General features: G+C 72.9%; 25 protein-coding genes. 17 read left to right on the top strand and 8 right to left on the bottom strand.

The window, feature by feature from the left end; all coding sequences use genetic code 11:
* Positions 1-84: 84 nt before the first annotated feature.
* On the bottom strand, positions 85-876 hold the full coding sequence (locus tag ACH4D3_RS27615) for a hypothetical protein (RefSeq protein WP_398327148.1): 792 nt from the start codon (positions 874-876) through the stop codon (positions 85-87).
* Positions 877-982: 106 nt separating this feature from the next.
* Positions 983-1,723: a class I SAM-dependent methyltransferase gene (locus ACH4D3_RS27620; protein ID WP_398327151.1), complete on the bottom strand. Its 741-nt coding sequence runs from the start codon at positions 1,721-1,723 to the stop codon at positions 983-985.
* A 44-nt stretch (positions 1,724-1,767) separates the two neighbouring features.
* Between ACH4D3_RS27620 and ACH4D3_RS27625 the strand changes: the two genes are divergently transcribed.
* On the top strand, positions 1,768-2,373 hold the full coding sequence (locus ACH4D3_RS27625) for a flavodoxin family protein (protein ID WP_398327154.1): 606 nt from the start codon (positions 1,768-1,770) through the stop codon (positions 2,371-2,373).
* A 94-nt stretch (positions 2,374-2,467) separates the two neighbouring features.
* Positions 2,468-3,031 carry a Dps family protein gene (locus ACH4D3_RS27630; RefSeq protein ID WP_398327157.1) on the top strand — a complete coding sequence of 188 codons (564 nt, stop codon included), beginning with the start codon at positions 2,468-2,470 and terminating at the stop codon, positions 3,029-3,031.
* A gap of 70 nt (positions 3,032-3,101) precedes the next feature.
* Here the strand turns inward: ACH4D3_RS27630 and ACH4D3_RS27635 are convergent, their stop codons facing one another.
* A complete protein-coding gene (locus ACH4D3_RS27635) occupies positions 3,102-3,458 on the bottom strand; it encodes a PRC-barrel domain-containing protein (RefSeq protein ID WP_003978264.1) in 357 nt (118 codons plus the stop codon).
* Positions 3,459-3,641: 183 nt separating this feature from the next.
* On the opposite strand from ACH4D3_RS27635, the gene ACH4D3_RS27640 reads away from it, so the two are divergent.
* The 3 genes from ACH4D3_RS27640 to ACH4D3_RS27650 all read left to right on the top strand — a co-directional run bounded on the left by ACH4D3_RS27640 (position 3,642) and on the right by ACH4D3_RS27650 (position 5,896).
* Positions 3,642-3,995 carry a hypothetical protein gene (locus ACH4D3_RS27640; RefSeq protein WP_398327160.1) on the top strand — a complete coding sequence of 118 codons (354 nt, stop codon included), beginning with the start codon at positions 3,642-3,644 and terminating at the stop codon, positions 3,993-3,995.
* Complete coding sequence (locus ACH4D3_RS27645) at positions 3,992-4,921, top strand: anti-sigma factor RsbA family regulatory protein (RefSeq protein ID WP_398327163.1); 930 nt, start codon at positions 3,992-3,994, stop codon at positions 4,919-4,921. Before ACH4D3_RS27640 ends, ACH4D3_RS27645 begins: the two co-directional genes overlap by 4 nt.
* Before the next feature lie 129 nt (positions 4,922-5,050).
* Positions 5,051-5,896: an RNA polymerase sigma factor SigF gene (locus ACH4D3_RS27650; RefSeq protein ID WP_388515498.1), complete on the top strand. Its 846-nt coding sequence runs from the start codon at positions 5,051-5,053 to the stop codon at positions 5,894-5,896.
* Between the two features lie 14 nt (positions 5,897-5,910).
* Here the strand turns inward: ACH4D3_RS27650 and ACH4D3_RS27655 are convergent, their stop codons facing one another.
* Positions 5,911-6,966, bottom strand: a complete 1,056-nt coding sequence (locus tag ACH4D3_RS27655; protein ID WP_398327166.1) for a Ku protein — start codon at positions 6,964-6,966, stop codon at positions 5,911-5,913.
* Between the two features lie 250 nt (positions 6,967-7,216).
* Here ACH4D3_RS27655 and femY point away from each other — a divergent pair, with 250 nt between their 5' ends.
* Together femY and ACH4D3_RS27665 are read left to right on the top strand one after the other, a co-directional pair.
* Positions 7,217-8,338, top strand: a complete 1,122-nt coding sequence (gene femY / locus ACH4D3_RS27660) for a peptidoglycan bridge formation glycyltransferase FemY (protein WP_398327169.1) — start codon at positions 7,217-7,219, stop codon at positions 8,336-8,338.
* A 45-nt stretch (positions 8,339-8,383) separates the two neighbouring features.
* Positions 8,384-9,085, top strand: a complete 702-nt coding sequence (locus ACH4D3_RS27665; protein ID WP_398327172.1) for a type 1 glutamine amidotransferase — start codon at positions 8,384-8,386, stop codon at positions 9,083-9,085.
* Between the two features lie 17 nt (positions 9,086-9,102).
* Here the strand turns inward: ACH4D3_RS27665 and ACH4D3_RS27670 are convergent, their stop codons facing one another.
* On the bottom strand, positions 9,103-10,278 hold the full coding sequence (locus ACH4D3_RS27670) for a GDSL-type esterase/lipase family protein (RefSeq protein ID WP_398327175.1): 1,176 nt from the start codon (positions 10,276-10,278) through the stop codon (positions 9,103-9,105).
* A gap of 214 nt (positions 10,279-10,492) precedes the next feature.
* Between ACH4D3_RS27670 and ACH4D3_RS27675 the strand changes: the two genes are divergently transcribed.
* The 9 genes from ACH4D3_RS27675 to ACH4D3_RS27715 all read left to right on the top strand — a co-directional run bounded on the left by ACH4D3_RS27675 (position 10,493) and on the right by ACH4D3_RS27715 (position 19,577).
* Positions 10,493-11,428 carry a GlxA family transcriptional regulator gene (locus ACH4D3_RS27675; RefSeq protein ID WP_398327178.1) on the top strand — a complete coding sequence of 312 codons (936 nt, stop codon included), beginning with the start codon at positions 10,493-10,495 and terminating at the stop codon, positions 11,426-11,428.
* A 195-nt stretch (positions 11,429-11,623) separates the two neighbouring features.
* Positions 11,624-12,598, top strand: a complete 975-nt coding sequence (locus tag ACH4D3_RS27680) for a hypothetical protein (RefSeq protein ID WP_398327181.1) — start codon at positions 11,624-11,626, stop codon at positions 12,596-12,598.
* Between the two features lie 73 nt (positions 12,599-12,671).
* Positions 12,672-13,010: an SCO0607 family lipoprotein gene (locus ACH4D3_RS27685; RefSeq protein WP_398327184.1), complete on the top strand. Its 339-nt coding sequence runs from the start codon at positions 12,672-12,674 to the stop codon at positions 13,008-13,010.
* 155 nt (positions 13,011-13,165) lie between these two features.
* Positions 13,166-14,068, top strand: a complete 903-nt coding sequence (locus tag ACH4D3_RS27690) for a hypothetical protein (RefSeq protein WP_398327187.1) — start codon at positions 13,166-13,168, stop codon at positions 14,066-14,068.
* 85 nt (positions 14,069-14,153) lie between these two features.
* Positions 14,154-15,017 carry a DMT family transporter gene (locus ACH4D3_RS27695; RefSeq protein WP_398327190.1) on the top strand — a complete coding sequence of 288 codons (864 nt, stop codon included), beginning with the start codon at positions 14,154-14,156 and terminating at the stop codon, positions 15,015-15,017.
* 100 nt (positions 15,018-15,117) lie between these two features.
* Positions 15,118-15,888: a GntR family transcriptional regulator gene (locus ACH4D3_RS27700; RefSeq protein WP_398327193.1), complete on the top strand. Its 771-nt coding sequence runs from the start codon at positions 15,118-15,120 to the stop codon at positions 15,886-15,888.
* Positions 15,889-15,919: 31 nt separating this feature from the next.
* On the top strand, positions 15,920-16,684 hold the full coding sequence (locus ACH4D3_RS27705; protein ID WP_398327196.1) for a sulfite exporter TauE/SafE family protein: 765 nt from the start codon (positions 15,920-15,922) through the stop codon (positions 16,682-16,684).
* A gap of 73 nt (positions 16,685-16,757) precedes the next feature.
* Positions 16,758-18,212, top strand: coding sequence for a basic amino acid/polyamine antiporter (locus tag ACH4D3_RS27710; RefSeq protein ID WP_398327199.1), 1,455 nt, complete (start codon positions 16,758-16,760; stop codon positions 18,210-18,212).
* A gap of 102 nt (positions 18,213-18,314) precedes the next feature.
* Positions 18,315-19,577, top strand: coding sequence for an arginine deiminase (locus ACH4D3_RS27715; protein WP_398327202.1), 1,263 nt, complete (start codon positions 18,315-18,317; stop codon positions 19,575-19,577).
* Positions 19,578-19,588: 11 nt separating this feature from the next.
* Here ACH4D3_RS27715 and ACH4D3_RS27720 read toward each other — a convergent pair whose 3' ends face one another.
* Positions 19,589-19,873 (bottom strand): hypothetical protein, encoded by a 285-nt coding sequence (locus ACH4D3_RS27720; RefSeq protein WP_398327205.1) that lies wholly within the window; start codon positions 19,871-19,873, stop codon positions 19,589-19,591.
* A gap of 282 nt (positions 19,874-20,155) precedes the next feature.
* On the opposite strand from ACH4D3_RS27720, the gene ACH4D3_RS27725 reads away from it, so the two are divergent.
* Positions 20,156-20,614, top strand: coding sequence for a hypothetical protein (locus ACH4D3_RS27725; RefSeq protein WP_398327207.1), 459 nt, complete (start codon positions 20,156-20,158; stop codon positions 20,612-20,614).
* A gap of 49 nt (positions 20,615-20,663) precedes the next feature.
* Here ACH4D3_RS27725 and ACH4D3_RS27730 read toward each other — a convergent pair whose 3' ends face one another.
* Positions 20,664-23,039 (bottom strand): glycoside hydrolase family 65 protein, encoded by a 2,376-nt coding sequence (locus tag ACH4D3_RS27730; protein WP_398327210.1) that lies wholly within the window; start codon positions 23,037-23,039, stop codon positions 20,664-20,666.
* A complete protein-coding gene (locus ACH4D3_RS27735; RefSeq protein ID WP_398327213.1) occupies positions 23,036-25,426 on the bottom strand; it encodes a phosphoketolase in 2,391 nt (796 codons plus the stop codon). The genes ACH4D3_RS27730 and ACH4D3_RS27735 overlap by 4 nt, the downstream gene beginning before the upstream one ends.
* Positions 25,427-25,791: the final 365 nt, after the last annotated feature.

Raw genomic sequence — 25,791 nt, forward strand, 5'->3', positions numbered from 1 at the left:
CGCGAAGGGGGCGCGTACAGGGCTCACTCGATTCTCGTGTGCGCCCTTCGCGCGCTGCCGCGCGGGCGAACGCGCGGCGCCGGTTCAGGGACCGAGCAGCGCGTCGGCCAGCTCGGCGCTCAGCCGCTCGCTGTCCTTGCGGACCAGTGCGGGGACCTGTGCGTTCCACGCCGTCGCGGCACGCTCCAGTGCCTCGGCACCGGCCCGCCGGGCGCGGCGCCCCAGCACCGCCGTGGCGAGGGGCAGCAGCGGGCGGGCGAAGGAGCGGCCCCTGACCCGTGCCTTCACGGTCACCCGCCAGCGTCCGTCGGGGGCGGGGCGTGGAACGACGGTCACCGAGATGCGGACGAGCGCGTGCGTCAGGGTCCCGCTCAGGGGTGCGCGGGAAGGGTGCCGGCCGTGGCCCGTCGCCTGCCACCACCGACCGAGGTCGAGGCGCAGGCATCCGGTGCCGCCCAGGTACTTCGCCCGCTTGCCGCCGTCCGAGTGCAGCGTCGCCGACAGCCAGGCCTCCCGCGGCCGTTCGACGCTCGTGAGCCCGAGGGCGCAGACCAGTCGCGCGCGGTGGGCCGGGTCGTCGTCGAGGGCGACGACCTCCAGCGCCGTCTCCCCGCGGCGGTCCCGGGCGAGGACGGTGAGGCACTGGTCCGCGTCCGGTTCCCCGTCCTTCTCGTTCACCGGCCGGTACCGCGCGCCCGGCCTCAGATGCCGCCCCTCCGCCAGCACCAGGCCGGGCAGCGGACGTCCGTCGGGCAGCGTCAGCCGGCCTCCCTCGGCGTCCGTGCCCTCCGCCAGGTCGTGCAGCGTGGCGACGCACGACTCGAACCAGCGGCGCGGTACGGGGGCGAGGGTCACGGTGTGCTGGAATCGGGCCATGCGGTGAGGATGGCCGCCCGGAGGGTGCCGCGTCACGGGGTGGGCCGGGCAGTGAGCGGGCGGCGTTGGCTGCCGGTTCCGGGAGGTCTGCCCGGTACGGGCGACGTCAGGCCCCCTCCGTCTCCGGCCGCCGCGCGACGAAGACGAACTCCCGCCCCGCGCGGTCGGGGGCGCCGCGCACCTCCTGTACCACGTACCCCTGTTCGGCCAGGTCGGCCGCGACCTCGTCCCGCTCGCGGAAGCGCAGGGTGGAGTCGGAGGTCAGCACTTCGCCGTCCGCGCCGAAGACGTAGGTCCACCGGAAGGTGACCAGCGGTCCACTCACGTCCAGGAGTCGGCACCAGCTCTCGACGGTGCCGGTGCCGGGGTACTCCGCCACCCGGTGCGTGCGCTCGCGGGTCCACTCCTCCCAGGCGCGCCGGGCCGGGTCCCGGGTCTCGAACACCAGGTGCCCGCCGGGGCGCAGGGCCTCGTACGCGCCACGCAGCGTCCCCTGCCAGGCGGGCCGGCCGGTGATCGCCTGGGCGACGTTCGCCGTCATGGTCGCGAGGTCGACGCGCAGCGCGGGAAGCGCGGTGGCGTCGCCCTCGATCCAGCGCACCCGGTCGGCACCCCCGCGGCCTCGCGCCACGTCGAGACTGGCCCCGGCGGGGTCGACGCCGACGACCTCGATGCCGCGGTCGGCCAGCAGCAGGGCGAACACCCCGGTTCCGCAGCCGATGTCCAGCACGCTCCGCGCGCCGAACTCGTCGGCCATGCGCAGATACGGGACGAGGTCGCCGCGGTCGGTGTCGAACACGTCGTAGAGCGCGGCGAGCCGCGGATGCCGGAAGCACTCGTCAGCCATACGGCCGACCATAGCGTCAGGCCCGGCGGGGAACACGGGTGGGCATGCGCGCACTCGTGATCAACTGCACTCTCAAACCCTCCCCCCAGCCGTCGAACACCGAGGCGCTGGCCGCCACGGTCATCGCGGCGCTCAAGGGCCACGGGGCCGAGGTGGACGTCGTACGGGCCGTCGACCTGAACCTGAAACCGGGGGTCGAGACCGACATGGGCGACGGGGACGACTGGCCTGGGGTGCACGAGAAGCTGCTGGCCTCGCGGATCCTGGTCATCGCGTCGCCGACCTGGCTCGGCCGCCCCTCCTCCGTGGCCCAGCGGGTCCTGGAACGCATGGACGCCATGCTCGGTGAGACCGACGACGAGGACCGTCCGGTCGCCTACAACCGCGTCGCCGGTGTCCTGGTCACCGGGAACGAGGACGGTGCCCACCACGTCATCAGCGAGATCGGCGGCGGCCTCGCGGACATCGGCTACACCATTCCCGGCCAGGCCTGGACCTACTGGCACCTCGGCCCGGGACCGGGTCCTGACTTCCTCGACGACGAGCGGGGTCACGACTGGTCGGTCTCCACCGGCCGCGCCATGGCGTCCAACCTGGTGCACGCGGCGCGCGCCCTCGAAGCGATGCCGCTGCCGGCCCCGCCGTCCTGATCCCGGCCGCGCCCGCGCATGTCTGCCCGAGCCGATACGGGGCATTCGTGCACGAGCAATGACGTATGACACGCATGAGGAGCTGAGGCCCGCCATGACGCACGACCTGACCCCGAAGTACACGGTCCCCGGCATCGAGCGCGAGGCGGCCGGACGGCTGATCGGTGTGCTGCGGCTGCGCCTGCACGCCCTCAACGACCTGCACCTGACCCTCAAGCACGTGCACTGGAACGTCGTGGGTCCGCACTTCATCGCGGTCCACGAGATGATCGACCCCCAGGTCGACCAGGTGCGCGACATGGCCGACGAGGTCGCGGAGCGCATCGCCGCGCTCGGCGGGGTGGCGCAGGGCACGCCCGGGGCGCTGGTGGCCGAGCGGAAGTGGGACGACTACTCCATCGGACGGGCCGACGCCATCGCCCATCTCGGCGCGCTCGACGTCGTGTACACCGGCGTGGTCGAGGGCATGCGCGCGGCGGTCGAGGAGGCCGGCCGGATCGACACGGCCACGGAGGACCTCCTGATCGGCCGGCTCAGGGACCTGGAGCAGTTCCAGTGGTTCGTGCGGGCGCATCTCGAGAGCGCCGGCGGCACCCTTGCCACGGGCAGCGCGACCTCCGAGACGGAGGCGGCGGCACGCGGCGCGGAAGTCGCGTAGCCGGACCGCCCGGACCCGGGGGGGGGGGGGGGGGGGGGGCGCGGGGCGCCCCCCCCCCCCCCCACGGGGTTCAGCGGCGGCCGAGGCGGCGTTCGCCGCGGCTGCCCGGCTCGTGGGGCAGGTGGTAGTGGGCGAAGACCGCGCCCTCGTCCTCGGCGGCCAGCTCACCGTCCGGGTCGATGCCGGGTGCGTCCTTGACCAGGGACTTGTCGTAGGTGACCTTCAGGTACGACGGTCCTACGGTGGCCTTGTCCACCGGCACGAAGACGAGCCGCCGGCGGGTCGGCAGCCCGATCGTGACCGTGGCGAACGCGGGCCGGTCGGTGAGGGTGTCGAAGTAGATGGACTCCAGGGTTCCGATCTTGCGGCCGTCGTAGTCCACGACGTCGAGGCCACGCCAGTCACGAATGTTCTCGGCTTCAAACATGCCCAGTCTTCCCTTCCGACCTTCCGGGGACGCGCTCACTCTCCTGTGTTCCCCGATCCGCCCGACTGTCGCCGGTTTGTCCCCTCACCGGCGTACGGCGCTCCGGTCGGGATAGGCTGCCTGGCCGGAAGAAGTGCCCGGGCCGCCGACTCGTGCCCGGTGGGGTTCCGAAGGGGATCGAGTGTGGATGGCACAGGCGCCACGGGCGGTCCGGCCCGCACGGGCGGCGCCGTCCTGCTGGACGTGGGTCCGCTGCCCGGCCGTCCGGGCATCCGGGCCAGTGGTGAGATCAACGTGAGCACCCGGCTCTCCTGGCAGAACGCCCTGACCGAGCTGTCCCGGCGGCACACGGACGTGTCCTACGTGGAACTGTCGGCGGTGCGGTTCGTCGACGTGGCCGGGGTGGCGGCGCTGGCCGTCACGGCCCTGAACCTGCCCGTCGGCCGCGTCGTGGTGGAGCGGCCGCCCCCGCAACTGCCGCGGGTACTGGACCTGTTCTGGCCGTCCCTGCACCGGATCGAGGTGGCGCCACGATGAGTACGGCGACCGCCGGCGGGACATTCACCCATCCGGCGCTGTTCTACCGTTCACAGGCCGAGTACACCGACCGGACGGCGGCGTTCGTGCGGGAGGGACTGGCCGCTGGCGAGCCGGTGGCGGTGGCCGTGCCGGGCCCGCACCTGGAACTGGTCCGGGCAGGACTGGGCACGGACGCGCGGGACGTCACCTTCCTGGACATGACCGAGGCCGGACGCAATCCGGGGCGGATCATCCCGGGCGTGCTGAGGGCGTTCGCCGACGCGCACGCGCGGGTCCGGGTACGGATCGTCGGGGAACCGGTCTGGCCCGGGCGCAGCGCCGCCGAGTACCCGGCGTGCGCCCAGCACGAGGCGTTGATCAACGCGGCCTTCGCGGGCCGCCGGGCGACCATCCTGTGCCCGTACGACGAGACCCGGCTGGCCGCGGACGTCCTGGCCGACGCCCTGGTCACCCACCCGACGGTCATCACCGAGGGGAGCGAGCGGGTCAGTGAGGGGTACGACTGGCGTGCGGTCGTGGCCCGTTACAACGAGCCGCTCGGGCACGCTCCCGACGCGCGCGTCCTGGCCTTCGGGTCCGGGGAGCTGCCCGAGGCACGCCGCTTCGCGGTCGGCCTGGCCGCCTCGCTCGGACTGTCCGGGCGGCGGCTGCAGGACGCGGAACTGGCGGTGGCCGAGCTGACCACCAACAGCGTGGTCCACGGCGGCGGCAGCGGAACGCTGGCGGTCTGGGCCGAGGCGGGTCAGGTGGTGTGCGAGGTCCGCGACGCGGGACGGCTCACGGATTTGCTCGCCGGCCGACGGCCCCCGGAGCACGGGCAGATCGGTGGCCGCGGCCTCCTGCTCGTCCACTACGTCGCCGATCTGGTGCGGGTTCACACGACCGACGAGGGCACCGCGGTCCGCTTCTACCTGGGTCTCTGAGGCACCGGCCCGGACCCCGCGCCGAGTGTCGCGGCACTCCGTCAGGTGTGTGGGGCCTGACCCGGGGTAGGCGATCGGTCGTCGGCCGACAAGGTGACAACGACGACCGATCCACCGGGAGGGCACATCATGACGACGACGACCGCGCAGGCCACCGACCATGCCACGACGGACATGCCGGAGATCGCGGACCCGTCCAAGGTGGCGCCCAGGGACGCGCGGGAGTTGTCGAAGCTGTTCTTCGAGCAGCTCACCGTGCTGGAGGAGGGCACGCCCGAGCACCAGTACGCACGCAACACGCTGATCGAGATGAACATGTCCCTGGTCCGCTTCGCGGCCGGCCGGTTCCGCAGCCGTGGGCCGGAGGAGATGGAGGACATCGTCCAGGTCGGCATGATCGGCCTCATCAAGGCCATCGACCGGTTCGAACTGACCCGGGAGGTCGAGTTCACCTCGTTCGCCGTGCCGTACATCGTCGGGGAGATCAAGCGGTTCTTCCGGGACACCTCCTGGGCCGTGCACGTGCCCCGGCGCCTCCAGGAGGCACGCGTCCAACTCGCCCGCGCCACCGAGGAACTGCGCAGCCGGCTCGGCCGCACTCCCACCACCCAGGAGCTGTCGGAGCTGATGAGCCTGCCGGAGGACGAAGTCGTCGAGGCCCGTCTGGCGGCCAACGGCTACAACTCCGCCTCCCTGGACGCGGCCATCAACGGCAGCGAGGACGGCGAGTCGGCGCTCGCCGACTTCATCGGCGCCGACGACGCAGCCCTGGCCCTGGTCGACGACTTCCACGCCCTGGCCCCGATGATCGCCGAGCTGGACGAACGCGACCGGCAGATCATCCACTGGCGGTTCGTCGAGGAACTCACCCAGAAGGACATCGGCGAACGGCTCGGCGTCTCCCAGATGCATGTGTCCCGGCTGATCTCCCGGCTGCTGGCCCGGCTGCGGGAAGGCATGCTCAGCACCGCCTGAGCGGGGCTCGGGCCTCAGGCCGCGGTCGTCTTCTTCTTCCGGCGGCCGCGGCTGCCGCTTCCCCTGCCGCGGCCGTGGTCGCGGTCGCGGTCGGTGAGCGCGTCGACGAGTTCCTGACGGCTCATCCTCGACCGGCCGGCGATGTCCTGTTCGGTGGCCCGCCGGTACAGCTCGGCCTTGCTCAGTTCCCGCAGCCCGCCCCGCTCGGGCGGGGTCCGGCGGGAGGGAGCCGTGGCCTTCTTCCGCGACGCGGCGGACCGCTTGCCGCCCGTACCCGTGCCCGTGCCTGTGCCCTTCGCCTGCTCCAGGCTGCCGCGCAGGACCTCCATCAGGTCGACGACGTTGGTGGCCCCGGGCGCCTCCTCGGCGACGGCGACCTCCTCGCCCTCGGCCTTGGCCCGGACCAGCTCGCGGACCTTGTCCTGGTAGGTGTCGCGATAGCGGGCGGGCTCCCAGTCGCCGCTGAGGGCGTCGACGAGACGCAGCGCCATGTCCAGCTCCTTGCCGCGGCCCACCCGGTCGGACGGCAGTTCCGCAAGCTCCTCGACCGGGTCGCGGACCTCGTCGGCCCAGTGCAGCGTCTGGAGCAGCAGGACCCTGTCCTCGGCGCGCAGCGCGGTCAGGTACTGCCGGTTGCGCATGACGAAGGTGGCGACCCCCGCCTTGCCGGTCTCGGCGAGCGCGGTGCGCAGCAGCTCGTAGACCTTGAGGTACTCCTTGCCGCGCGGGGCGAGGTAGTAGGTGCGGCCGAAGTAGACCGGCTCGATCCGGTCCAGGTCCACGAAGTCGGTGATCTCGAGAGTGCGGGAGCGTCCCGGCGCGATCTCGTCGAGTTCCCCGGGCTCCACGACGACGTATTCGCCCTCGCTCACCTCGTAGCCCTTGACGATGTCGTCGGAACCGACCTCCTTGCCGGTGCGCTCGTTGACGCGCCGGTTGCGGATCCGGTCCGAGGTGCCGCGCTGCAACTGGTGGAAGTGGACCGTGTGGTCCTCGGTCGCCGTGAACAGACCGACGGGCACCGAGACCAGCCCGAAGGTGATCACGCCCGTCCAGATCGCCCGCGCCATGGCGCCTCCGCTCCGTCCGTCCCGTCCGTCCCGCCGCACCGCCCGGTGCTGCCACGCTGCCATCCGGTCCGCGGCCCGGCGCGCCGGACGGAGCACACGGGTGGCCGGGCGGACGACAGCGCGCGGATCGGCGTCCGTCGTTGTTCCCTGTGAGGTGTGCGGGCCGGCGACCGCGCCCGCCTCCCGGCCACCTCACCGCTGAACAGCCGCACCATCGCGCCGTCGAACGAACCGAACAGAGGGACACCCCATGAGCTGTCGTCTGAAGCCGATCACCCGCGAGGAGCATCTGCGCTTCGTCGCGGCCCGGCCTTCCGTGAGCCACCTCCAAGTCCCCTCCTGGGGCGACGTGAAGCCGGACTGGCGGGCGGAGAGCCTGGGGTGGTTCAACGAGGGCGGCGAGCTGGTCGGCGCCGGTCTCGTGCTGCTGCGGCCGCTGCCGCGGCTGAAGCGGTACCTGGCGTATCTGCCCGAGGGGCCGGTCATCGACTGGACGGCGGACGGTCTGGAGCGGTGGCTGGAGCCGATGCTCGCGCACCTGAGGGAACGCGGCGCGTTCACGGTGCGGATGGGGCCGCCGGTGGTGGCGCGGCGCTGGAGCGCCGACGCGGTCAAGGCGGCGATCGCCGACCCCGGGGCCCGGCGGCTGGGCGACGTGGCGGCCACCGAGCACGAGCCCGGCGCCGACGACCTCGCCGAGCGGCTGCGGCGGATGGGCTGGCGGCGCACCGAGCCGGGCGGCGCGGACGGCTTCGCCGCGGGCCAGCCGCGCCACGTCTGCCAGGTGCCGCTCGCCGGACGAACCCTGGAGCAACTGCAGAACGGCTTCAACCAGCAGTGGCGGCGGAACATCAAGAAGGCCGACAAGGCCGGTGTCAAGGTCGTCCGGGGTGACCTGGAGGACCTGCCCGCCTTCTACGAGCTGTACGTGGAGACCGCGCGACGGGACCGGTTCGTACCGCGGCCCCTCGCCTACTTCCAGCGTATGTGGCAGGCGCTGACGGCCGAGGACCCGGACCGCATGCGTCTGTACCTCGCCCATCACGACGGTGAGGTGCTCGCCGCGGCCACGATGCTGACGGTCGGCGACCACGTCTGGTACTCCTACGGCGCGTCCACCGGCCGGCGGCGCGAGGTGCAGCCCAACAACGCCCTCCAGTGGCGGATGATGTGCGACGCCCGTGAACTGGGCGCGGCCGTCTACGACTTCCGCGGCATCACCGACACCCTGGACGAGGACAACCACCTGCTGGGGCTGCTCCGGTTCAAGGTCGGTGCGGGCGGCCAGGCCGTCGAGTACCTCGGCGAGTGGGAGTATCCACTGAACAGGGTGCTGCACAAGGCCGTGGCCCTGTACCTGGCGCGCCGCTGAGCCGGCGCGAGGCCGGGTCCGGACGAGGTGAGGCGGGGTGGGGAGATGGCACGGCTCTTGGTGGTGCAGAACCATCGGGGTGGTGGGCCGGGGCGGTTCGGTGACTGGCTGACCGCGGACGGGGTGTCCCTGGACGTGGTGCACGCGTACGCCGGTGGGGCCCTCCCCCGGCGTCCGGAGCACGACGGCGTCATGGTGCTCGGCGGTGGCTACCTGCCCGACGACGACGTGCGCGCCCCCTGGCTCGCGCCCACCCGGGCCCTGGTCGCCGAGGCGGTGGACCGGGGTGCCCCGGTCTTCGGGATCTGCCTCGGCGGGCAGCTCCTCGCCCGGGTCGCCGGGGGCACGGTGCGCGGTGAGCACGGCCGACCGGAGTTCGGCAGCACCCCGTTGACGGTGCGCGCCGAGGCCGGTGCCGATCCGCTCTTCGGCGGACTGCCGGAGCGGGTGACGGCGATCGAGCACCACGTGGACGCCGTCACCGCCCTGCCGCCCGGCGCGGCCTGGCTCGTGTCGAGCGAGGGGTGCCCGTACCAGGCGTTCAGGGTCGGCGAGCGGGCGTGGGGCGTGCAGTTCCACCCCGAGGCGGGGGCGGACCGGGTCGGGTCGTGGGACGCGGCCCGGCTGGAGGCCCGGGGGCTGGACCCGGTGGAGCTCTCCCGCCGGGCGCGGCTCGACGAGCCCGCCGCCGAGGTGGTGTGGCGCGAGGTGGCCCGGCGTTTCGCCGCGGTCGTCGTCGGGGCGTGAGCCCCGGCGCATGAGGCTCAGTCGCCGAAGGGGGCCCGGTCGGCGAAGGCCAGCTCGGCGAAGCGTGCGCCGATGAGACGGTGGGTGGCGGCGTCCGGGTGGATGTCGTCCGGCAGGGGCAGGTCCACCGCGTCGGCCTGTCCGTAGAGTTCGCGGCCGTCGAGGTAGTACAGGTTCTCGTCGTCGGCGGCCCGCTCCGACACGATCCGGGACAGCTCGTCGCGGATGACGTTCAGGGTCAGTTTCCCGCTCCTGCGCTCCGCCGGGTCACCCGTGGCGACGAACCGGAGGCGGCCCTCGGCGATGCCCGAGAAGTCGGGGGCGAGGGGACCGGGGGTGTCCTCCTGTACGGGGCACAGGATGGGCGAGACGACCAGCAGCGGGGCGGTGGGGTGGCCCTCCCGGACGGTGTCCAGGAAGCCGTGCACGGCGGGGCCGAAGGCGCGCAGACGCATGAGGTCGGCGTTGACCACGTTGATGCCGATCTTCACGCTGATCAGGTCGGCCGGGGTGTCGCGCATCGCCCGTGCGGTGAACGGGTCGAGCAGGGCGCCGCCGCCCAGGCCCAGATTGATCAGTTCGACGCCGCCGAGGGAGGCGGCCAGGGCGGGCCAGGTGGTGGTGGGGCTCGCGGCGTCCGAGCCGTGGCTGATCGAGCTGCCGTGGTGCAGCCAGACCCGGCGGCCGGGGTCGGGGGCGGGCTCGACGGGGGCGTCGCTGCGCAGGGCGACGAGTTCGGTGGTCTCGTTGTGCGGCAGCCAGATCTCGATGTCCTTGGTGCCCTCTGGCAGGTCCGCGAAGCGCAGGGTACCGGCCTCACCGGGCTCGATGGCCGCGGTGCCGGTGGTCATGTCGATGGTCAGGGTGTTGCCGCCCACGACACTGCCCCGGCCCGCCGGACGGCCGTCGACGAGCAGGTCGTACACGCCGTCCGGACGTGGCGGGACGCCGACGTAGACCCGCTTGGTGGGCAGGGTGTCCAGTTCCAGGACGGTGGCACGGGTGCGCAGGGCCAGGCGTACGCCGGAGGGCTGGGACTCGGCCATGGCCAGCTGGCCGTCGTTGTTCTGCGCGCGGGCCCTGGCGGGCAGCCGGTGGGGCAGCAGGCCGCGCTCGGTGCGCTCCACGTCGAGGGCGCCCCGCAGCAGGTCCCGGGTGAGGGGCGTGGTGATCCAGTCGTCCGTGGTGTGCATGTCGCCTCCGGCGGTGGTGCGTCTCGCTGCGTAGCGCCTTCCTTCGTTGATTGTGCATTGACCTAATTGAATTAGGCAAATTGCTTATCGTGATAGACGACTGGTGGTCGGCCCGGTGGCCGTTCCGGCTGCCGCCGGTGGCAGGAGTGACAGCTTTCGACGGGAAAACGCCACGCCCACCGATCACCGGCCCCCGAGGAGGTACTTTCCGGCCATGCACACCGTCGCCGTTCTCGCGCTGGACCGGGTGATTCCGTTCGACCTGTCCACCCCGATCGAGGTCTTCACCCGTACCCGGCTGCCCGACGGCAGTCCCGGCTACCGGATCCGGGTGTGCGCCGAGCACCCCGAGATCGACGCCGGCGCGTTCACGCTGCGGGCCCCCTGGGGCCTGGAGGGACTGCGGGACGCGGACACCATCGTCGTGCCCGGTACGGCCGCCGCCGACCCGCTCTCCCCGGCCGTCCGGGAGGCACTGCGCACGGCGGCCGGGAACGGCACCCGGATCGCCTCCATCTGCTCCGGCACCTTCCCGCTGGCCGCCACCGGGCTGCTCGACGGGCTGCGGGCCACCACCCACTGGATCGCCGCCGAGGCCCTGGCCCGCGCCCATCCGGAGATCGACGTCGACCCGGACGTCCTCTACGTCGACAACGGCCAGATCCTCACCTCGGCCGGTGCCGCCGCGGGCCTCGACCTGTGCCTGCACATGATCCGGCGGGACTACGGCTCGGCGGTCGCCGCACACGCGGCCCGGCTGTCGGTGATGCCGCTCGAACGCGAGGGCGGCCAGGCCCAGTTCATCGTCCACGACTACCCGCCCGTGCCGCGCGGCTCCACCTTCGAACCCCTGCTCGCCTGGCTGCGGGAGAACCTCGCCCGCGACCTGTCCCTCGCCGACATCGCCGCGCACGCGGGGATGAGCACGCGGACACTGATCCGCCGCTTCCGGGAGCAGACCGGCAGCACCCCGCTGCAGTGGCTGCACCGTGCCCGGGTCCGCCAGGCGCAGCACCTGCTGGAGACCACGGAGCACTCCGTGGAACGTATCGCCGCCCAGGTCGGCTTCGGCTCGCCGACCGCCTTCCGCGACCGCTTCAAGCGCACCACCGGAGTCAGCCCGCACGCCTACCGGCGCACCTTCGGCTGACGGCGCCGCCGGCCCGGCACCCTTCCCGGGTGGGCCCCGCCCGGGTCGCGGGGCGGACCGCGTGACCGTAGACAGAAGGCATGGTGGTGTGCGGCGACGGAGGACGGAGAGCCGAGGACCGAGACCAAGGGCCGAGTGCCGAGCGCCGAGTACCGAGTGCCGAGTGCCGAGCGAAAGGGACGGAGGGTCGAGGCCATGCCGCGCACGGGAGGGCGTCGCCGGGACACCGGCGGACCGGACGCGGGCGGGGTCGAGCAGGTCCTGGACGAGCTGTACGGCACGCCGCCGGCCGCCTTCGTCCCGCGCCGCGAGGAGCACGCCGCGGCCGCCAGAACGGCCGGCCGCAAGGAGGACGCCCGTCGCATCCATGCCGCCCGCCGGCCCACGCTCGCGGCCTGGGCGGCCAATCTCCTGACCCGCTCCCGGCCGGAGGAGACCCGGCGCTTCCTGGAACTGGGGCAGGCGCTGCGCGAGGCGCACCGCACCCTGGACGCCGCCGGGCTCAAGGAACTCTCGGCGCAGCGCCGGCGCATCGTGGCCGCCCTCTCCCGGCAGGCCGCACAGCTGGCCGGTGAGGCCGGGCACCGGCTGTCCCAGGCGGCGCAGCGGGAGGTGGAGTCGACCCTGCGCGCGGTCCTCGCCGACCCGGACGCGGCCGACCAGTGGGCCGGGGGGCGCCTGGAGGTCTCCCTGACCCCGCCCTCGGACTTCCCCCCGGGCACGGCCCCGGCGCAACCGGCCCGGACCGCGGGACCCGGACCGGCACCGCGCCCGAAGCCGCCCCGCACCGCGTCCGGAACCCGGGCGAAGGACGAACTCGCCGAGCGCCGCCGCAAACGGCAGGAGGAACTGGAGCGCGCCGAGCGGGAGGCGGAGCGGGCCGCGGGACACCTGCGGGACGCACGCGCCGAGCAGACCGGCGCGCAGGAGTCGCTCCACCGGGCCGATGACGAGCTGGACCGGATCCGCGAGACGGTGGCCGCCGCCGAAAGGAAACTGCACGAGACCCGCGAGGACCTCGACCGGGCCGAACGGGACCGGCGGGTGGCGCGGGAGCGGCACCGGACGGCCGCGGACGCCGTCGCGGGGGCCGAGCGGGAAGCGCGGGCGAGCACACGCCGACGGGACCGATTGGCCGGCCGTGACGGGTCATACGGCTCGTCCGATTGAGTACTCGTACTCATGAGGTGCTTCCCCCCGGCGGGGGACGCTTGCCGCACCAGTCACCCACAGGGAGTCAATCGTGCGTACCAGCAATCCGGTTCACCGAGCGTCGGCCGCGCCCCCCGTCCGCACGAGGCGGTCCGTTCCCGGTCTCGTCCTGGCCTGTGTCGCCGCCGCGGCCGTTCTGACCGGCTGCTCCATGGAGGACGCCACCTGCGGCGGCGGTGAGTACCCGGTGCTGTCCGTCGGGGAAACCGGCAGCGCGTGTGTGCCCAACGGCGAGGAACCGCCCGAGGGTTACACCCGCTACCCCGAGGGCAAGGTCCCGGAACACGTCGGTGACGAGTGGGACACCTACTGGCAGACACACACCATCGACGAACACGGCAAGGTCGTGGAGGTGCCCGAGGGCGGGTGAACGACGCGCTCCGCGGTCCGAACACACACACGGGGTTGCGGCGGCACATACCACGAGGGCGGCCATACGTGGTATACCGACTCGGCAGCGAACAGGGCAACAACCGGGGGCTGCGCGTCAGCCTTCACGGCCGCGAACCAAGGAGAGTCAACACCATGTCCGAGAGCACGATGCAGTCCGCCACGGAACTGGCCTCGCAGTACAGCGTCCAGGTGACCGACGACCTGGAGCGCAACGTCAAGGAGCAGGAACGTGTCAGCACGGAGATCACGGCTCTCCAGCAGCAACTGGCCGCGCTGCAGCACGACCACGCCCTGCTCGTGAACATGCAGCAGGCCCTCGGCCTCACCCCGCAGCCGGCCCAGGCCGCATCCGCGCCCGAATCGGCCTCCGCGCCCGAATCGGCCTCCGCGGCCGGGGCGGCCACCGTGCCGGCGCCGCGCGACAGTGCCGCCCCGCAGTCGGAGACGGGCAGGCGGACACGGGGCAGGAAGACCACCACCGCACCCAAGCGTGCCGCGGCCCCGAAGCCCGGTGCCAAGCCTGCTTCGAAGCCGAAGGCGAAGAAGGCCACGAGGTCCACCGCCACGGCCACCCCGAAGGCCACCGCGAAGACGGACACAAGGCCGGACACGAAGCCGGACACGAAGGCGGTGCCGAAGCCGAGCACGAAGACCGGCACGAAGACGTCGCCCGACGCGGCCACCGCGGCACCGGCCAAGTCGGCCGCCAAGCCCGCCGCCAAGCCCGCGGCGAAGAAGGCGTCGGCGCGGGCCACCGCCCAGCCCACCTTGGTGGAGCTGGTGCGCGAGCACCTCGTCGGGCAGCGGGAACCGCGGTCCGCCGCCGAGGTCACCACGGCGCTGAGCGAGGCCCACGCCCAACGCACCGTCAAGACCACGGTCGTGCGCACCACGCTTGAGGGACTCGTCGCCAAGAACCAGGCGCAGCGCACCAAGCAGGGCACCTCGGTCTACTACACCGCCACCGAGGCCCCCGCGTCCGAGCGGAAGCAGGAGCCCGCGGCCGGGGCTCAGTCCGCGCGCGGCGACAGCTGAGCGAGTGCTGAGCGACAGCTGAGCCGCCCCCTGCGTCCCCGTCCGCGGGCGCGCGGCCGGGGGGATTCGGGGTGAGTATCGGTGGATGGGTGTTGTCCTGCCGGTGCTCTTCGCACTCCTCGCCGCGTTCAGCAACGCGCTGGCCACCGTGCTCCAACGGCGCGCCGCGCTGAGCGTGCCGCAGTCCCGGGGATTCCGCCCCGGGCTCGTCCTCGACCTGTTGCGGCGGCCCGTGTGGCTGGGCGGAATGCTGGCCGTCGTGGTGGCCGGCGTGGGGCAGGCGGTGGCCCTGGCGACGGGGCCGCTGTCACTCGTCCAGCCCCTGTTCGTGCTGGAACTTCCGCTGGCCCTGCTGCTGGCCTCGCTGCTGACCGGCAACCGGCTGCCGGAGGCCCTGTGGATCGCCGTGGGCGGGGTGGTGGTGGGGCTGGGTGTCGCGCTCGCCTCGGCCGCGCCGGAGGGCGGCGAGGCCGAAGTACCTCTGGACCGCTGGGTACCGGCCCTGGTGGCCTGCGCCGGGGCGGCCGTGCTGCTGGCCGCCGCGGGCCTCAAACGCCCCGTCGGCAAGGCCCGTGCCGGTTGCCTCGGCGCGGCCACGGCGGTGTGCTACGCGCTGACGGCCGGTCTGATGAAGGACTCCATGCGCGCCCTGGACTCCGACGGTGTGGTCGGCTTCTTCACCGCCTGGCAGACCTACGGATTCGCCGTGGCCGGGGTGTGTGCCGTGCTGCTGCTGGAGCACGCCATGCAGGGCGGCCCGCTCGTCGCCTCCCAGCCCGCCCTCACCCTGGGCGACGCGACGGTGAGCCTGCTGCTCGGCGTGGTCCTCTACCGCGAGGACGTGCGCGGCGACTGGTGGGTCGTGCCGCAACTGCTCGGGGTGGCACTGGTCGTCGTGGGCGTCCTCAGCCTGTCCAGACGCGGTGCGGATCTGCGCACCGCGCAGTGAGCGCGCCGACGGCCGGGTGGCGAAGCGCGCCACGCTCCCCGCGAACCCGCAGGTCAGTCGTTTCCGCAGGTCAATGAGGGTGGCGTAACTTCGGCGAAACATGACTCGGGTTACCGTGAGCGGCATGGACCACCACGGGGGACGGCCGCGCGCCGAGCGGGCCCGGGAGTTGGCCGACGCGCTGCGGCAGCAGATCACGGACGATGCCTTCGCCGACGGCGTGCTGCCCGACGAGCGGGACCTGGGCCGCCGGTTCGGGGCCTCGCGCAACGCGGTGCGGGACGCCCTGGCCCTGCTGCGCCAGGAGGGCCTGATCACCCGGCGGCGCGGGGTCGGGACGACGGTGCTGCTGCCGAAGTACGGGCACGGTCTCGACCGGCTCACCGGGCTGGCCGAGGAGCTGACCGGCCGCGGCACCGTGACCAACGAGGTGCGGGTCGCGGCGGAGGTGCCGTCGCTGCCCGCCGCGATCGCCGCCCGGCTGGAGCTGCCGGTCGGGGCGGGCGGAGTGTACGTGGAGCGGCTGCGGTGGCTGGACGGGCTGCCGTTGTCGTTGGACAGCAGCTATCTGACCGTCGACGTCGGCCGTGCCGTGCTCTCCGGCGACCTGCGGGACCGGGACGTGTTCGACCTGATCGAGGAGGCCGCGGGCGCCCGGCTCGGGCGCGCCGAGGTGGCCGTGCACGCGGTCAACGCGGACCCCGGCACGGCACGGCTGCTGGGGATCGAGCCCGGGGCGGCGGTGTTCGCCCTGGAACGGCTGACCCGGCTGGCGGACGGCCGGCCGGTGGACGCGGAGTCGATCCGGATCCGCGCGGACCGGATGGCCCTGCGCGCCACGCTGCACCGGGCTGGGCCGCGGAGCCCATGAGAGCCGCGGACCCCATGAGAGGAGGCCGGTGATGGCCGGTGCGAGTGTGCCCGTACTGGTGGCCCTGGGGCTGCTGGGACTGGTCGGCGGAGTGGGCATCACCGCCGTCGGGCCGGGCGGTGTGCTGCCCACCATCGGTCTGTTCGCCCTGACCGGCCTGACACCGGCGCAAGTGGCCGGGACGGCCATCGTCACCCATGTCGCCACCGGGATCCTGGCGACCGCCGCCTACACCCGCTCCGGGCAGTTGCGCGAGCCCGGGACCCGGCGCACGGCACTGGTCCTCGCGGTGAGCGCGGTCGCCGGGACCCCGCTCGGCGTCCTGGTCAACTCGTATGTGTCCAAGCGGATGTTCGGGCTGGTGCTCGGTGTGTTCGTGGCCGGCGTGGCGGGCCTGGTGTGGTTCCGCGAGCACCGCCGTCCGGCCGCCTCGCAGGCCCACCCGCCGACGGCGGTGGTGGCGGGGATGGGCTGCGCGGTGGCCGTCGCGGCCGGGGTGGTCGGCATCGGCGGGCCGATGCTCACCGTCCCCCTGCTGGTGGCGCTGGGCGTCCCCGTGCTGGAGTCCCTCGCCTCGGCGCAGGCGCAGTCCGTCGTCATCGCCGGTGTGGGCACGGTGGGTTACCTGGCCCAGGGGGCCGTCGACTGGCCGCTGGCGGTGCTGGTCGGGGTTCCCGAGCTGGCGGGGGTGCTGCTGGGCTGGCGGATCGCGCACGCGCTGCCCACCCGCCATCTGAAGTACGCCCTGATCACGACGCTGCTCGCGCTCGCCCCCTACCTGGCCCTGCACGGCTGACCGCGAACAAGATGCCCCGAGCCACCACATGTTGCACAGTGGTCACAATCGATCGGCCATCCGGAGGGACGGCATGTCGCAGGCCGCTGCTTCCGACGTCGACGGCGCAACCCCGCCCGCCGCGAAGGTGGGTCTGTTCACCCTGACCTCCATGGTCGTCGGGTCGATGGTGGGCGCCGGGGTGTTCTCGCTGCCGGGGCGCTTCGCCGAGGAGACCGGCGTCGCGGGCGCGCTGATCGCCTGGGCGATCGCGGGCACCGGCATGCTGACGCTGGCCTTCGTCTTCCAGTCCCTCGCCGTGCGCAGACCCGACCTGGACGCGGGCGTGTACGCGTACGCCAAGGCGGGCTTCGGCGAGTACCTCGGCTTCTTCGCGGCCTTCGGCTACTGGGCCAGCTCGTGCGTGGGCAACGTGACCTACTGGGTCCTGATCATGTCGACCGCCGGGTCGATCTGGCCGGAGCTGGGAGACGGGGACACCGCCGTGGCGGTCGTGCTGTCCTCCGCCGGGCTGTGGGCGTTCTTCTGGCTGATCCGGCGCGGGGTGAAGGAAGCGACGGCCATCAACCGGATCGTCACGGTGGCCAAGCTCGTCCCCATCGTCTTCTTCGTGGTCCTGGCCCTGGTGTACTTCGATCCGGGGGTCTTCGCGGACAACTTCGGCGGCGCCGACTACGCGGGTTCCCTGTTCTCACAGGTGCGCGGCACCATGCTGGCGACCGTCTTCGTCTTCCTCGGCGTGGAGGGCGCCAGCGTCTACTCCCGGCACGCCCGCCGCCGCTCCGACGTGGGCAGGGCGACGGTGCTCGGCTTCCTCAGCGTCTTCGCCGTCTTCGCCTCGGTGACCATCGTGTCGTACGGCATCATGCCGATGGCGGAGATCGCCGACCTGCGCCAGCCGTCCATGGCGGGTGTCCTTGAGGCGGCCGTCGGCACCTGGGGCCGGGTGTTCATCAGCGTCGGTCTGATCGTGTCGGTCCTCGGCGCCTATCTGGCCTGGACGCTGATGGCGGCCGAGGTGCTCTTCGTCGCGGCCAAGGACGACGACATGCCGCGCTTCCTGCGCGGTGCCAACGCCGCCGACGTGCCGGTGCCCGCGCTGCTGATGACGTCGCTGCTCACCCAGCTGGTGCTGATCGCCACCAGTTTCTCCAGCGACGCCTTCGACTTCGCGCTCAACCTGACCAGCGCCCTCTCCCTGATCCCGTACCTGCTGGCGGCGGCCTTCGCGGTGCGGATCGGCAGCCGGGACGACCCGCGCACCGAGGGCGGCCGCACCTCGCGGCGCGAGCTGGCCGTCGGTGTCGTCGCGACGCTGTACACGGCGTTCCTGCTGTACGCGGCGGGGCTGAAGTTCGTGCTGGTGTCCTTCGTCGTCTACGCCCCGGCGACCGTCCTGTTCGTGATGGCCCGCCGGGAGCAGGGCCGCCGGCTGTTCTCGCCGGGGGAACTGGTCGTCCTGGCCGTCTCCGCGACCGGCGCGGCGGTCGGCCTCCTCGCCCTGGTGGCCGGGTGGATCAGCCTGTGACTCCTTGTCCCCCGTTCGTCTTCCCCGTTCGTCTCCCCCGCTCGTTTCCCTCGCTCGTCTTCCCCGCTCGTTTCCCTCGTACGCATCCCTCCAGGAGGCCGTGTGACCAGCAACGAGAGCGCCGTGAGCCCCGCGCTCGGCGTCCATTCCGAGGTCGGCAGGCTGCGCAAGGTCCTGGTGTGCTCCCCCGGTCTCGCGCACCGGCGGCTCACTCCCACCAACTCCGACGAGCTGCTCTTCGACGACGTCATGTGGGTGGAGAACGCCCAGCGCGACCACGCCGCCTTCGTCGGTGAACTGCGCCGGCGCGGGGTGGAGGTGGTGGAGCTGCACGACCTGCTGGCGCAGATCATGGCGCTCCCGGAGGCCAAGGCGTGGCTCCTGGACCGGAAGATCACCGCGAATCAGGTCGGCGTCGGACTCATCGACGCGGCCCGGACGTATCTGGAGACCCTCTCGCCGAGGGAACTCGCCGAGTACCTCGTCGGCGGGCTCGCCACCGGTGACCTGCCCGAGGACTTCCGCTCCCCGCACCTCGCGCTGGCCCGCGAGTCCACCGGCGCCCGCGAGTACCTGATGCCGCCGCTGCCCAACACCCTGTACACGCGCGACACCACCTGCTGGCTGTACGGCGGTCTCACCCTCAACCCGCTTTACTGGTCCGCGCGGCACGACGAGACGCTGCTGATGAAGGCGATCTACACCTTCCACCCCGACTTCAAGGGCTCGAAGGTGTGGTGGGGCGACCCCGAGCGGGACTGGGGGCAGGCCACCTTCGAGGGCGGCGACATCATGCCGGTGGGCAACGGGGTCGTCCTCATGGGCATGAGCGAGCGCACCTCCCGGCAGGCCGTCACCCAGGTCGCCGCCGCGCTGTTCCGCAGCGGGGCCGCCGAGCACGTCGTCGTCGCCGGAATGCCGAAGCTGCGGTCCGCCATGCACCTGGACACGGTCTTCACCTTCGCCGACCGCGACGTGGTGACCCTCTACCCCCGCATCATGGACGCGGTGCACACCTTCTCGCTGCGGCCCGGCGACCGGGCCCCCGGTTTCGACGTGGTCGACGAGGGTTCGGCACCCTTCGTCGACGTCGTCGCCAAGGCTCTCGGGCTGCCGAAGCTACGGGTGGTGGAGACCGGCGGCGACGCCTACGCCTCCGAGCGCCAGCAGTGGGACAGCGGCAACAACGCCGTCGCGGTGGAACCGGGTGTGGTGTTCACCTACGACCGCAACACCCTCACCAACGCGCTGCTGCGCGAGGCCCGGGTGGAGGTCGTCACCATCGTGGGCGCGGAACTGGGCCGGGGCCGCGGCGGGGGGCACTGCATGACGTGTCCGCTGGTGCGTGACCCCGTCGACTTCTGACCTCGGCGAACTCAGCGGCAGAACCCGTACGCCTGCTCCAGCCACCGGTGCAGTGCCGTGTGCACGCTGCCGGGGAGCACGCTGAGCTGCTCGATGGCGGCCCGGTCCCCGGCCGAGGGCGCGATGCCGGCGGCGGTCAGCAGGGCGAGCAGGTCGAGGCGGCGCAGGTCGACGGGGTCGACGCGGCAGGGGACGCGCCGGGCGGGGTCGGGCGGCTGGAGCAGGAAGTCGCCCCGCGCGTCGCGGGAGCGCGAGTGCGTCGGGGCGGCGGCGGTCGGAGCAGTCGTCGGGTGCATACCGCGGTCCTCCACGTGAAGGGGCGCCCGGTCGGGTCGCCGTTCTTGACGGCATGAGACACCGGGGGACGCACGGCGGTTGCGGGCCGGCGCGAGGACCACACGGGGGATGCAATGGGCGTCTTGTCGCACGAACCGGCCGGCCGGGCGGACGCCCAGGTCGGCGGCCTCGCAGCCGCGCCCGCTGCTCCGTACGAGTGGTGCGTTCACCGAGGCGGTCGTACGGTCGAACGGGGAAAACGGGAAGCGGAGACAAGCGACCCCGAGACGGCGGGAGCAGACATGGGCAGGAACCCGATGAGGGCAGCGGTCACTCTCTGTGCCGCCGCCGCGCTCGCAGTACCCCTGGGCACGGCCTCCGCCGCGCCGTCGGCACAGCCCTCGGCACCGACCCAGCAGACGCGGGATCCGGTGCTGGTGGACTGCGCCGGGCAGCCGCAGATCGGGCCCGAGGCGTACGTGCTCGCCTGCGGGGACGGCAACAGCCGACTGGTCTCCCTGCGCTGGTTCCGCTGGGACGCGCAGGCCGCGGTGGGCCGGGGCACCAACGCCGTCAACGACTGCGACCCGTACTGCGCCGCGGGCGCCTTCCACTCCTACCCGGTGACCGTGCGGCTCGACATGCCGACGGGCGGGGAGCGGGGCACGGGCCAGTCGCACTTCACCCGGATCACCTTGACCTACACCGACGGCAGCCCGGACGGGTCCCCGCGCACGGTGGCGTACCCCTTGCCCGGCTGACCGGCTGACCGGCTGACCGGCTGACCGACCGGCCGACGGGCGGGCCAGGTCAGTCCGGCAGCACCAGCCGGCAGGTGTCCCCCGGCTGGAGACGCACCTCGCGGTCCGGCAGCCGGACGTCGATCGGCAGCGGTCCGGCCGCGGGCACGGCGATCTCCAGCCGGCCGTGCTCCAGCCGGAACCGCACGCCCCAGTGCCCCTGGTAGCGCACGGAGAACCCGTACGACGACAGTTCCGGCAGTGGCACCGGGTCCAGCCACAGGGCGCCCGCGCGGGTCTCCAGGCCGGTCAGGCCACGCTGGACGAGGTCGAGGGTGCCGGCCATGGCGCCGAGGTGGATGCCCTCGCCCGTGGTGCCGCCCTGGAGGTCGGCGACGTCGCCCTTGAGCGCCTCCTGGAAGTAGTCCCAGGCCTCGGCGCGGCGGGCGCGGGCCAGGATCCAGCCGTGGACGAGTCCGCTGAGGGTGGACCCGTGGCTGGTGCGGGCCAGGTAGTGGTCGACGGTGCGCTGCCAGGTCCGCTCGTCGAGGGTGTAGCCCAGGCAACGGAACAGGGACCGGAGTTCGGCGGGGGAGAACAGGTAGCCGAGCATGAGGACGTCGGCCTGTTTGGAGGCCTGGTAGTTGTTGACGCTGTCGTGCTCGGCCTCCAGGAGACGGTCGAGGCGCCGGATGTCGCCGTACCGGTCGCGGTAGCCCTCCCAGTCGAGTTCGGCGAGGTCGCCGTACCCCTCGAACTGGCTGACGACGCCCTCGTGGAAGGGGACGTGCAGGGTGCGGGAGACGCTGTCCCACTGTTCCAGTTCCGCGTCGTCCAGCGCGGTGCGCTCGACGAGTTCACGGCGGCGGGGTTCGGGCAGGTCGTCCAGGACGTGGAGGGTGCGGGAGAGGACCCAGGCGGCGGTGACGTTGGTGTAGGCGTTGTCGTCGAGACCCGGCCGGTCGGCGCCGGGGTAGGCCTCGTGGTACTCGTCGGGGCCGACCACGCCCCGGATGCGGTGCCGCCCGAGGCGTTCGTCCCAGGTGGCGGAGTCGGCCCAGAAGCGCGCGATCTGCAGCAGCATCTCGGCGCCCTTGGTGTGCAGGAACTCGGCGTCGCCGCTGGCCTCGCAGTACTGCCACACGTTGTATGCGATGGCGGAGCCCACGTGGTGCTGGAGGTGGGAGTGGTCGGGGAGCCAGCGGCCCGAGCGCGGGTTGAGGTGCAGCCGCTGGGTCTCCTCGCGGCCGTCGCTGCCGCTCTGCCAGGGGTAGAGCGCGCCGCGCCTGCCGATGGCGCGGGCCGCGGTCCTGGCCCTCTCCAGGCGGCGGTGCCGGTAGTGCAGCAGGGCCCGGGACACCTCGGGGAAGTGCAGGTTCAGATAGGACAGGACGAACAACTCGTCCCAGAAGACGTGGCCGCGGTAGGCCTCGCCGTGCAGTCCGCGCGCCGGTACGCCCACGTCGAGGTCGGCGGTGTGCGGCGACAGGGTCTGGAGCACGTGGAAGAGGTGCAGGCGCAGGATGCTGCCCGCCTCGCCGGGCACCTCCAGTTCGGCGCGGCGCCACAACTGGCCCCAGGCGGCGCGGTGCGCCACCAGCAGGTCGTCGAAGCCGGGGGCTTCGGAGACCCGCTCGGTGGCGGCCTGGAGCGGGTCGCTGATCGCCGGGTCGCGCGAGGTGTGCAGGGCCACGACCTTGTCGACGGTGGCGGTGCGGCCCGGTTCGGCGCGCAGGGCGGCGCGCTGGGTGACGCACAGGTGCTCGCGGGCCGCGGTGACCGGCGCGTCGGCGGTGGTGCGGACGGCCATGCCGATCCGAATGTCCGAGGTGCGGGTCCGGCAGCGCAGCCACACCGTGTCGTCGTCGGCGCTGCCGGTGTGCACGTGCGTGAGGTGGTGGCCGTCGAGGTCCCGGTAACGCGGCACCCCCGAGTTGGTGACGCCGCCGTCGAGGACCGCCTCCACCTCCAGGTCGACCGGGCCGCCGTCGGCGGTGAACTCGGTGCGCAGGGCGGCGAGGTGGGGGTCGGCCATGTGCACCAGCCGCAGTTGGCGTACGGACAGCACGCGCTCCCCGTCGAGACCGAAGCGGGTGAGCCGTTCCAGGACGCCCGAGTCCAGGTGCACGGTCTGGCGGTGGTCGAGCACCTCGGCGGTGTCGGGCGTGAGCCAGTCCCCTCCGGTCGGCCTGAAGCGCAGCGGCAGCCAGTTGGGGAGGTTGACCATGTCCTCGTTCTCGACCTCGCGCTCCGCGACGGTGGAGGTGAGCCGGTTGTAGCAGCCGGCCACGTAGGTGCCCGGGTAGTGCGTGTCGTCCGCGGCGCACTCGGGCAGCGCGCCGCGGGTGGCGAAGTAGCCGTTGCCGAGGGTGCACAGGGACTCGCGCAGCCGCTCCTCGGCGGCGTCGTAGTGGTCGTAGTCCCAGGTCGACGGGGTCGCGGTCACCGCGGGGCCTCCCAGGTCCAGTCGGCGACCTCGGGCAGGTCCACACCGTGTTCGCGGATCCAGTCGTGGTGCCGCTGCCGGACGTCCTCCATCCGCTGCCGCAGTGCCGCCGCGCGCACGGCGAGGCCGGGAACGCGGTCGATGACGTCCATGACGAGGCGGTAGCGGTCCAGGTCGTTGCCGACCACCATGTCGAACGGCGTGGTGGTGGTCCCGATCTCCTTGTAGCCGCGCACGTGCAGGTGGGCGTGGCCGGTGCGCCGGTAGGCGAGCCGGTGGATCAGCCAGGGGTAGCCGTGGTAGGCGAAGATCACCGGCTTGTCGGCGGTGAACAGGGCGTCGTACTCGAAGTCGCTCATGCCGTGCGGGTGTTCACCGCTGGGCAGCAGACGGGCGATGTCGACGACGTTGACCACGCGCACGGCGAGCTCGGGCAGGTGGTGGCGGATCAGCTGGGCGGCGGCCAGGATCTCCTGGGTCGGTACGTCGCCCGCGCAGGCGAGGACCACGTCGGGTTCGCGGCTGCCGTCCTCGGTGCCGGCCCAGTCCCAGACGCCGGCGCCGCGCGCGCAGTGTGCCTTGGCCTGGTCCATGGTCAGCCAGTCGAAGCAGGGCTGTTTGCCCGCCACGATCACGTTGACGTAGTCGCGGCTGCGCAGCGCGTGGTCGGCGACGGAGAGCAGGGTGTTGGCGTCCGGCGGCAGGTAGACCCGTACGGCTTCGGGGCTCTTGTTGAGGATGTGGTCGACGAAGCCGGGGTCCTGGTGGGAGAAGCCGTTGTGGTCCTGGCGCCACACGTGCGAGGTGAGCAGGTAGTTGAGGGAGGCGATGGGTGCGCGCCAGGGCAGGCGGCGGGTGACGCGCAGCCATTTGACGTGCTGGTTGACCATCGAGTCGACGATGTGGACGAACGCCTCGTAGCAGGAGAACAGTCCGTGCCTGCCGGTGAGGAGGTAGCCCTCCAGCCAGCCCTGGCAGGTGTGTTCGGACAGGATCTCCATCACGCGGCCGTGCCGGTCCAGGTCCTCGTCGACGGGCAGCGTCCGCTCCTGCCAGGCCTTGCCGCTGGCGGCGTAGACGGCCTGGAGCCGGTTGGAGGCGGTCTCGTCGGGGCCGACGAGGCGGAAGTCGCGCCGGTCGGCGGTGGCCGCCATGACGTCCCGGAGCAGGTCGCCGAGGACCCGGGTGGGTTCGTGCATGCGCACGCCGGGTTCCTCGACGGGCACGGCGTACTTCTCCAGCGGGGGCACGGGCAGTTCGCGCAGCAGGAGTCCGCCGTTGGCGTACGGGGTGGCGCCCAGCCGGCGGGACCCCTCGGGCACCGCGGCGAGGACGGCGGGCCGCGGCGCCCCGGCGTCGTCGAACAGCTCCTCGGGGCGGTAGGAGCGCAGCCACCGCTCCAGCTGCGCGAGGTGCTCCGGGTTGGTGCGTACGGCGGACAGCGGCACCTGGTGGGCGCGCCAGGTGTTCTCCACGGGCTGTCCGTCGACCTCGGCGGGGCCGGTCCAGCCCTTCGGGCTGCGCAGGACGATCATCGGCCAGCGGGGGCGGCCGGTGGCCCCCTCCTCGCGGGCGGCGCGCTGGATCGCGGCGATGCGGTCCAGGGCGCTGTCCATGGCGCGGGCGGTCGCGCGGTGGACGGCGGCGGGTTCGTCGCCGGTGACGTGGATCGGGTCGTGTCCGTAGCCGCGCAGCAGTTCGTCCAGCTCGGTCTCGGGGAGGCGGGCGAGCACCGTCGGGTTGGCGATCTTGTAGCCGTTGAGGTGCAGGATCGGCAGGACGGCGCCGTCGTGCACGGGGTCGAGGAACTTGTTGGAGTGCCAGGACGTGGCCAGCGGTCCGGTCTCCGCCTCGCCGTCCCCGATCACGCAGGCGACCACCAGGTCCGGGTGGTCGAAGGCGGCGCCGTAGGCGTGCGAGAGGGCATAGCCCAGCTCGCCGCCCTCGTGGATGGAGCCCGGCGTCTCGGGCGCGACGTGGCTCGGTACGCCGCCGGGGAACGAGAACTGCTTGAACAGCCGGGCCATGCCGGCCGCGTCCCGGGTGATGTCCGGGTAGGTCTCGGTGTACGAGCCCTCCAGCCACGCGTTGGCCAGTACGGCGGGCCCGCCGTGGCCGGGGCCCCAGACGCACAGGGCGTCGAGGTCGCGGGCCTTGATCACCCGGTTGAGGTGGGTGTGGACCAGGTTGAGGCCGGGTGAGGTCCCCCAGTGTCCCAGCAGGCGCGGCTTGACGTGCTCGGGGCGCAGGGGTTCGGCCAGCAGGGGGTTGGCCATCAGGTAGATCTGGCCGACGGCGAGGTAGTTCGCGGCGCGCCAGTGGGCGTCCAGGCCGGCGAGCTCCTCGTCGGTGAGTTCGGTGGGCGCCTGCTGCGTGTCGACGGACATCGGTGGTCCTTCCGTGTCGGGACAGCCGGTCGGGGCGCGCGGGCACGGGGTGCCCGTCCACATCCCAACCCTGCGCCGACCGGGCGGGTACCCGGGAGGGCCGTTCGGGTCACGTGGTGTCCCGAACGGGTCACGGAGCGCCGTTGCCGCGGTGCGGTGGGCGGCGGTGCGGTGGGCGGCGGTGCGTGACGAGAACAGCACGGCCGTCACCGGCGCCGACCCCGGTGTCGACCGTGCCGACGCACCGGGTACCCCAACTTCTCTGGCTCACACAGGAGTTGCCCAGGATTCACGGCGGGGCTCCGGTGCGTCGGGGCGGCGGGCCCGTGACGTGCCGCACGAGCATCGAGAATACCCCCCTGGGT

The sequence above is a fragment of the Streptomyces sp. NPDC018026 genome, from assembly GCF_044327745.1.
GTDB classification, from domain to species: domain Bacteria; phylum Actinomycetota; class Actinomycetes; order Streptomycetales; family Streptomycetaceae; genus Streptomyces; species Streptomyces rubrogriseus.

What these genes read in the sequence shown, in the direction of transcription:
- ACH4D3_RS27680 (WP_398327181.1), top strand. Translation starts at nt 11,624, where the DNA reads ATGCCGCGCACGGGAGGGCGTCGCCGGGACACCGGCGGACCGGACGCG.
- ACH4D3_RS27725 (WP_398327207.1), top strand. Translation starts at nt 20,156, where the DNA reads ATGGGCAGGAACCCGATGAGGGCAGCGGTCACTCTCTGTGCCGCCGCC.
- ACH4D3_RS27615 (WP_398327148.1), bottom strand. Translation starts at nt 876, where the DNA reads ATGGCCCGATTCCAGCACACCGTGACCCTCGCCCCCGTACCGCGCCGC.
- ACH4D3_RS27690 (WP_398327187.1), top strand. Translation starts at nt 13,166, where the DNA reads ATGTCCGAGAGCACGATGCAGTCCGCCACGGAACTGGCCTCGCAGTAC.
- ACH4D3_RS27675 (WP_398327178.1), top strand. Translation starts at nt 10,493, where the DNA reads ATGCACACCGTCGCCGTTCTCGCGCTGGACCGGGTGATTCCGTTCGAC.
- ACH4D3_RS27720 (WP_398327205.1), bottom strand. Translation starts at nt 19,873, where the DNA reads ATGCACCCGACGACTGCTCCGACCGCCGCCGCCCCGACGCACTCGCGC.
- ACH4D3_RS27735 (WP_398327213.1), bottom strand. Translation starts at nt 25,426, where the DNA reads ATGTCCGTCGACACGCAGCAGGCGCCCACCGAACTCACCGACGAGGAG.
- ACH4D3_RS27645 (WP_398327163.1), top strand. Translation starts at nt 3,992, where the DNA reads ATGAGTACGGCGACCGCCGGCGGGACATTCACCCATCCGGCGCTGTTC.
- ACH4D3_RS27665 (WP_398327172.1), top strand. Translation starts at nt 8,384, where the DNA reads ATGGCACGGCTCTTGGTGGTGCAGAACCATCGGGGTGGTGGGCCGGGG.
- ACH4D3_RS27635 (WP_003978264.1), bottom strand. Translation starts at nt 3,458, where the DNA reads ATGTTTGAAGCCGAGAACATTCGTGACTGGCGTGGCCTCGACGTCGTG.
- ACH4D3_RS27700 (WP_398327193.1), top strand. Translation starts at nt 15,118, where the DNA reads ATGACTCGGGTTACCGTGAGCGGCATGGACCACCACGGGGGACGGCCG.
- ACH4D3_RS27695 (WP_398327190.1), top strand. Translation starts at nt 14,154, where the DNA reads ATGGGTGTTGTCCTGCCGGTGCTCTTCGCACTCCTCGCCGCGTTCAGC.
- ACH4D3_RS27650 (WP_388515498.1), top strand. Translation starts at nt 5,051, where the DNA reads ATGACGACGACGACCGCGCAGGCCACCGACCATGCCACGACGGACATG.
- ACH4D3_RS27625 (WP_398327154.1), top strand. Translation starts at nt 1,768, where the DNA reads ATGCGCGCACTCGTGATCAACTGCACTCTCAAACCCTCCCCCCAGCCG.
- ACH4D3_RS27670 (WP_398327175.1), bottom strand. Translation starts at nt 10,278, where the DNA reads ATGCACACCACGGACGACTGGATCACCACGCCCCTCACCCGGGACCTG.
- femY (WP_398327169.1), top strand. Translation starts at nt 7,217, where the DNA reads ATGAGCTGTCGTCTGAAGCCGATCACCCGCGAGGAGCATCTGCGCTTC.
- ACH4D3_RS27710 (WP_398327199.1), top strand. Translation starts at nt 16,758, where the DNA reads ATGTCGCAGGCCGCTGCTTCCGACGTCGACGGCGCAACCCCGCCCGCC.
- ACH4D3_RS27705 (WP_398327196.1), top strand. Translation starts at nt 15,920, where the DNA reads ATGGCCGGTGCGAGTGTGCCCGTACTGGTGGCCCTGGGGCTGCTGGGA.
- ACH4D3_RS27630 (WP_398327157.1), top strand. Translation starts at nt 2,468, where the DNA reads ATGACGCACGACCTGACCCCGAAGTACACGGTCCCCGGCATCGAGCGC.
- ACH4D3_RS27620 (WP_398327151.1), bottom strand. Translation starts at nt 1,723, where the DNA reads ATGGCTGACGAGTGCTTCCGGCATCCGCGGCTCGCCGCGCTCTACGAC.
- ACH4D3_RS27655 (WP_398327166.1), bottom strand. Translation starts at nt 6,966, where the DNA reads ATGGCGCGGGCGATCTGGACGGGCGTGATCACCTTCGGGCTGGTCTCG.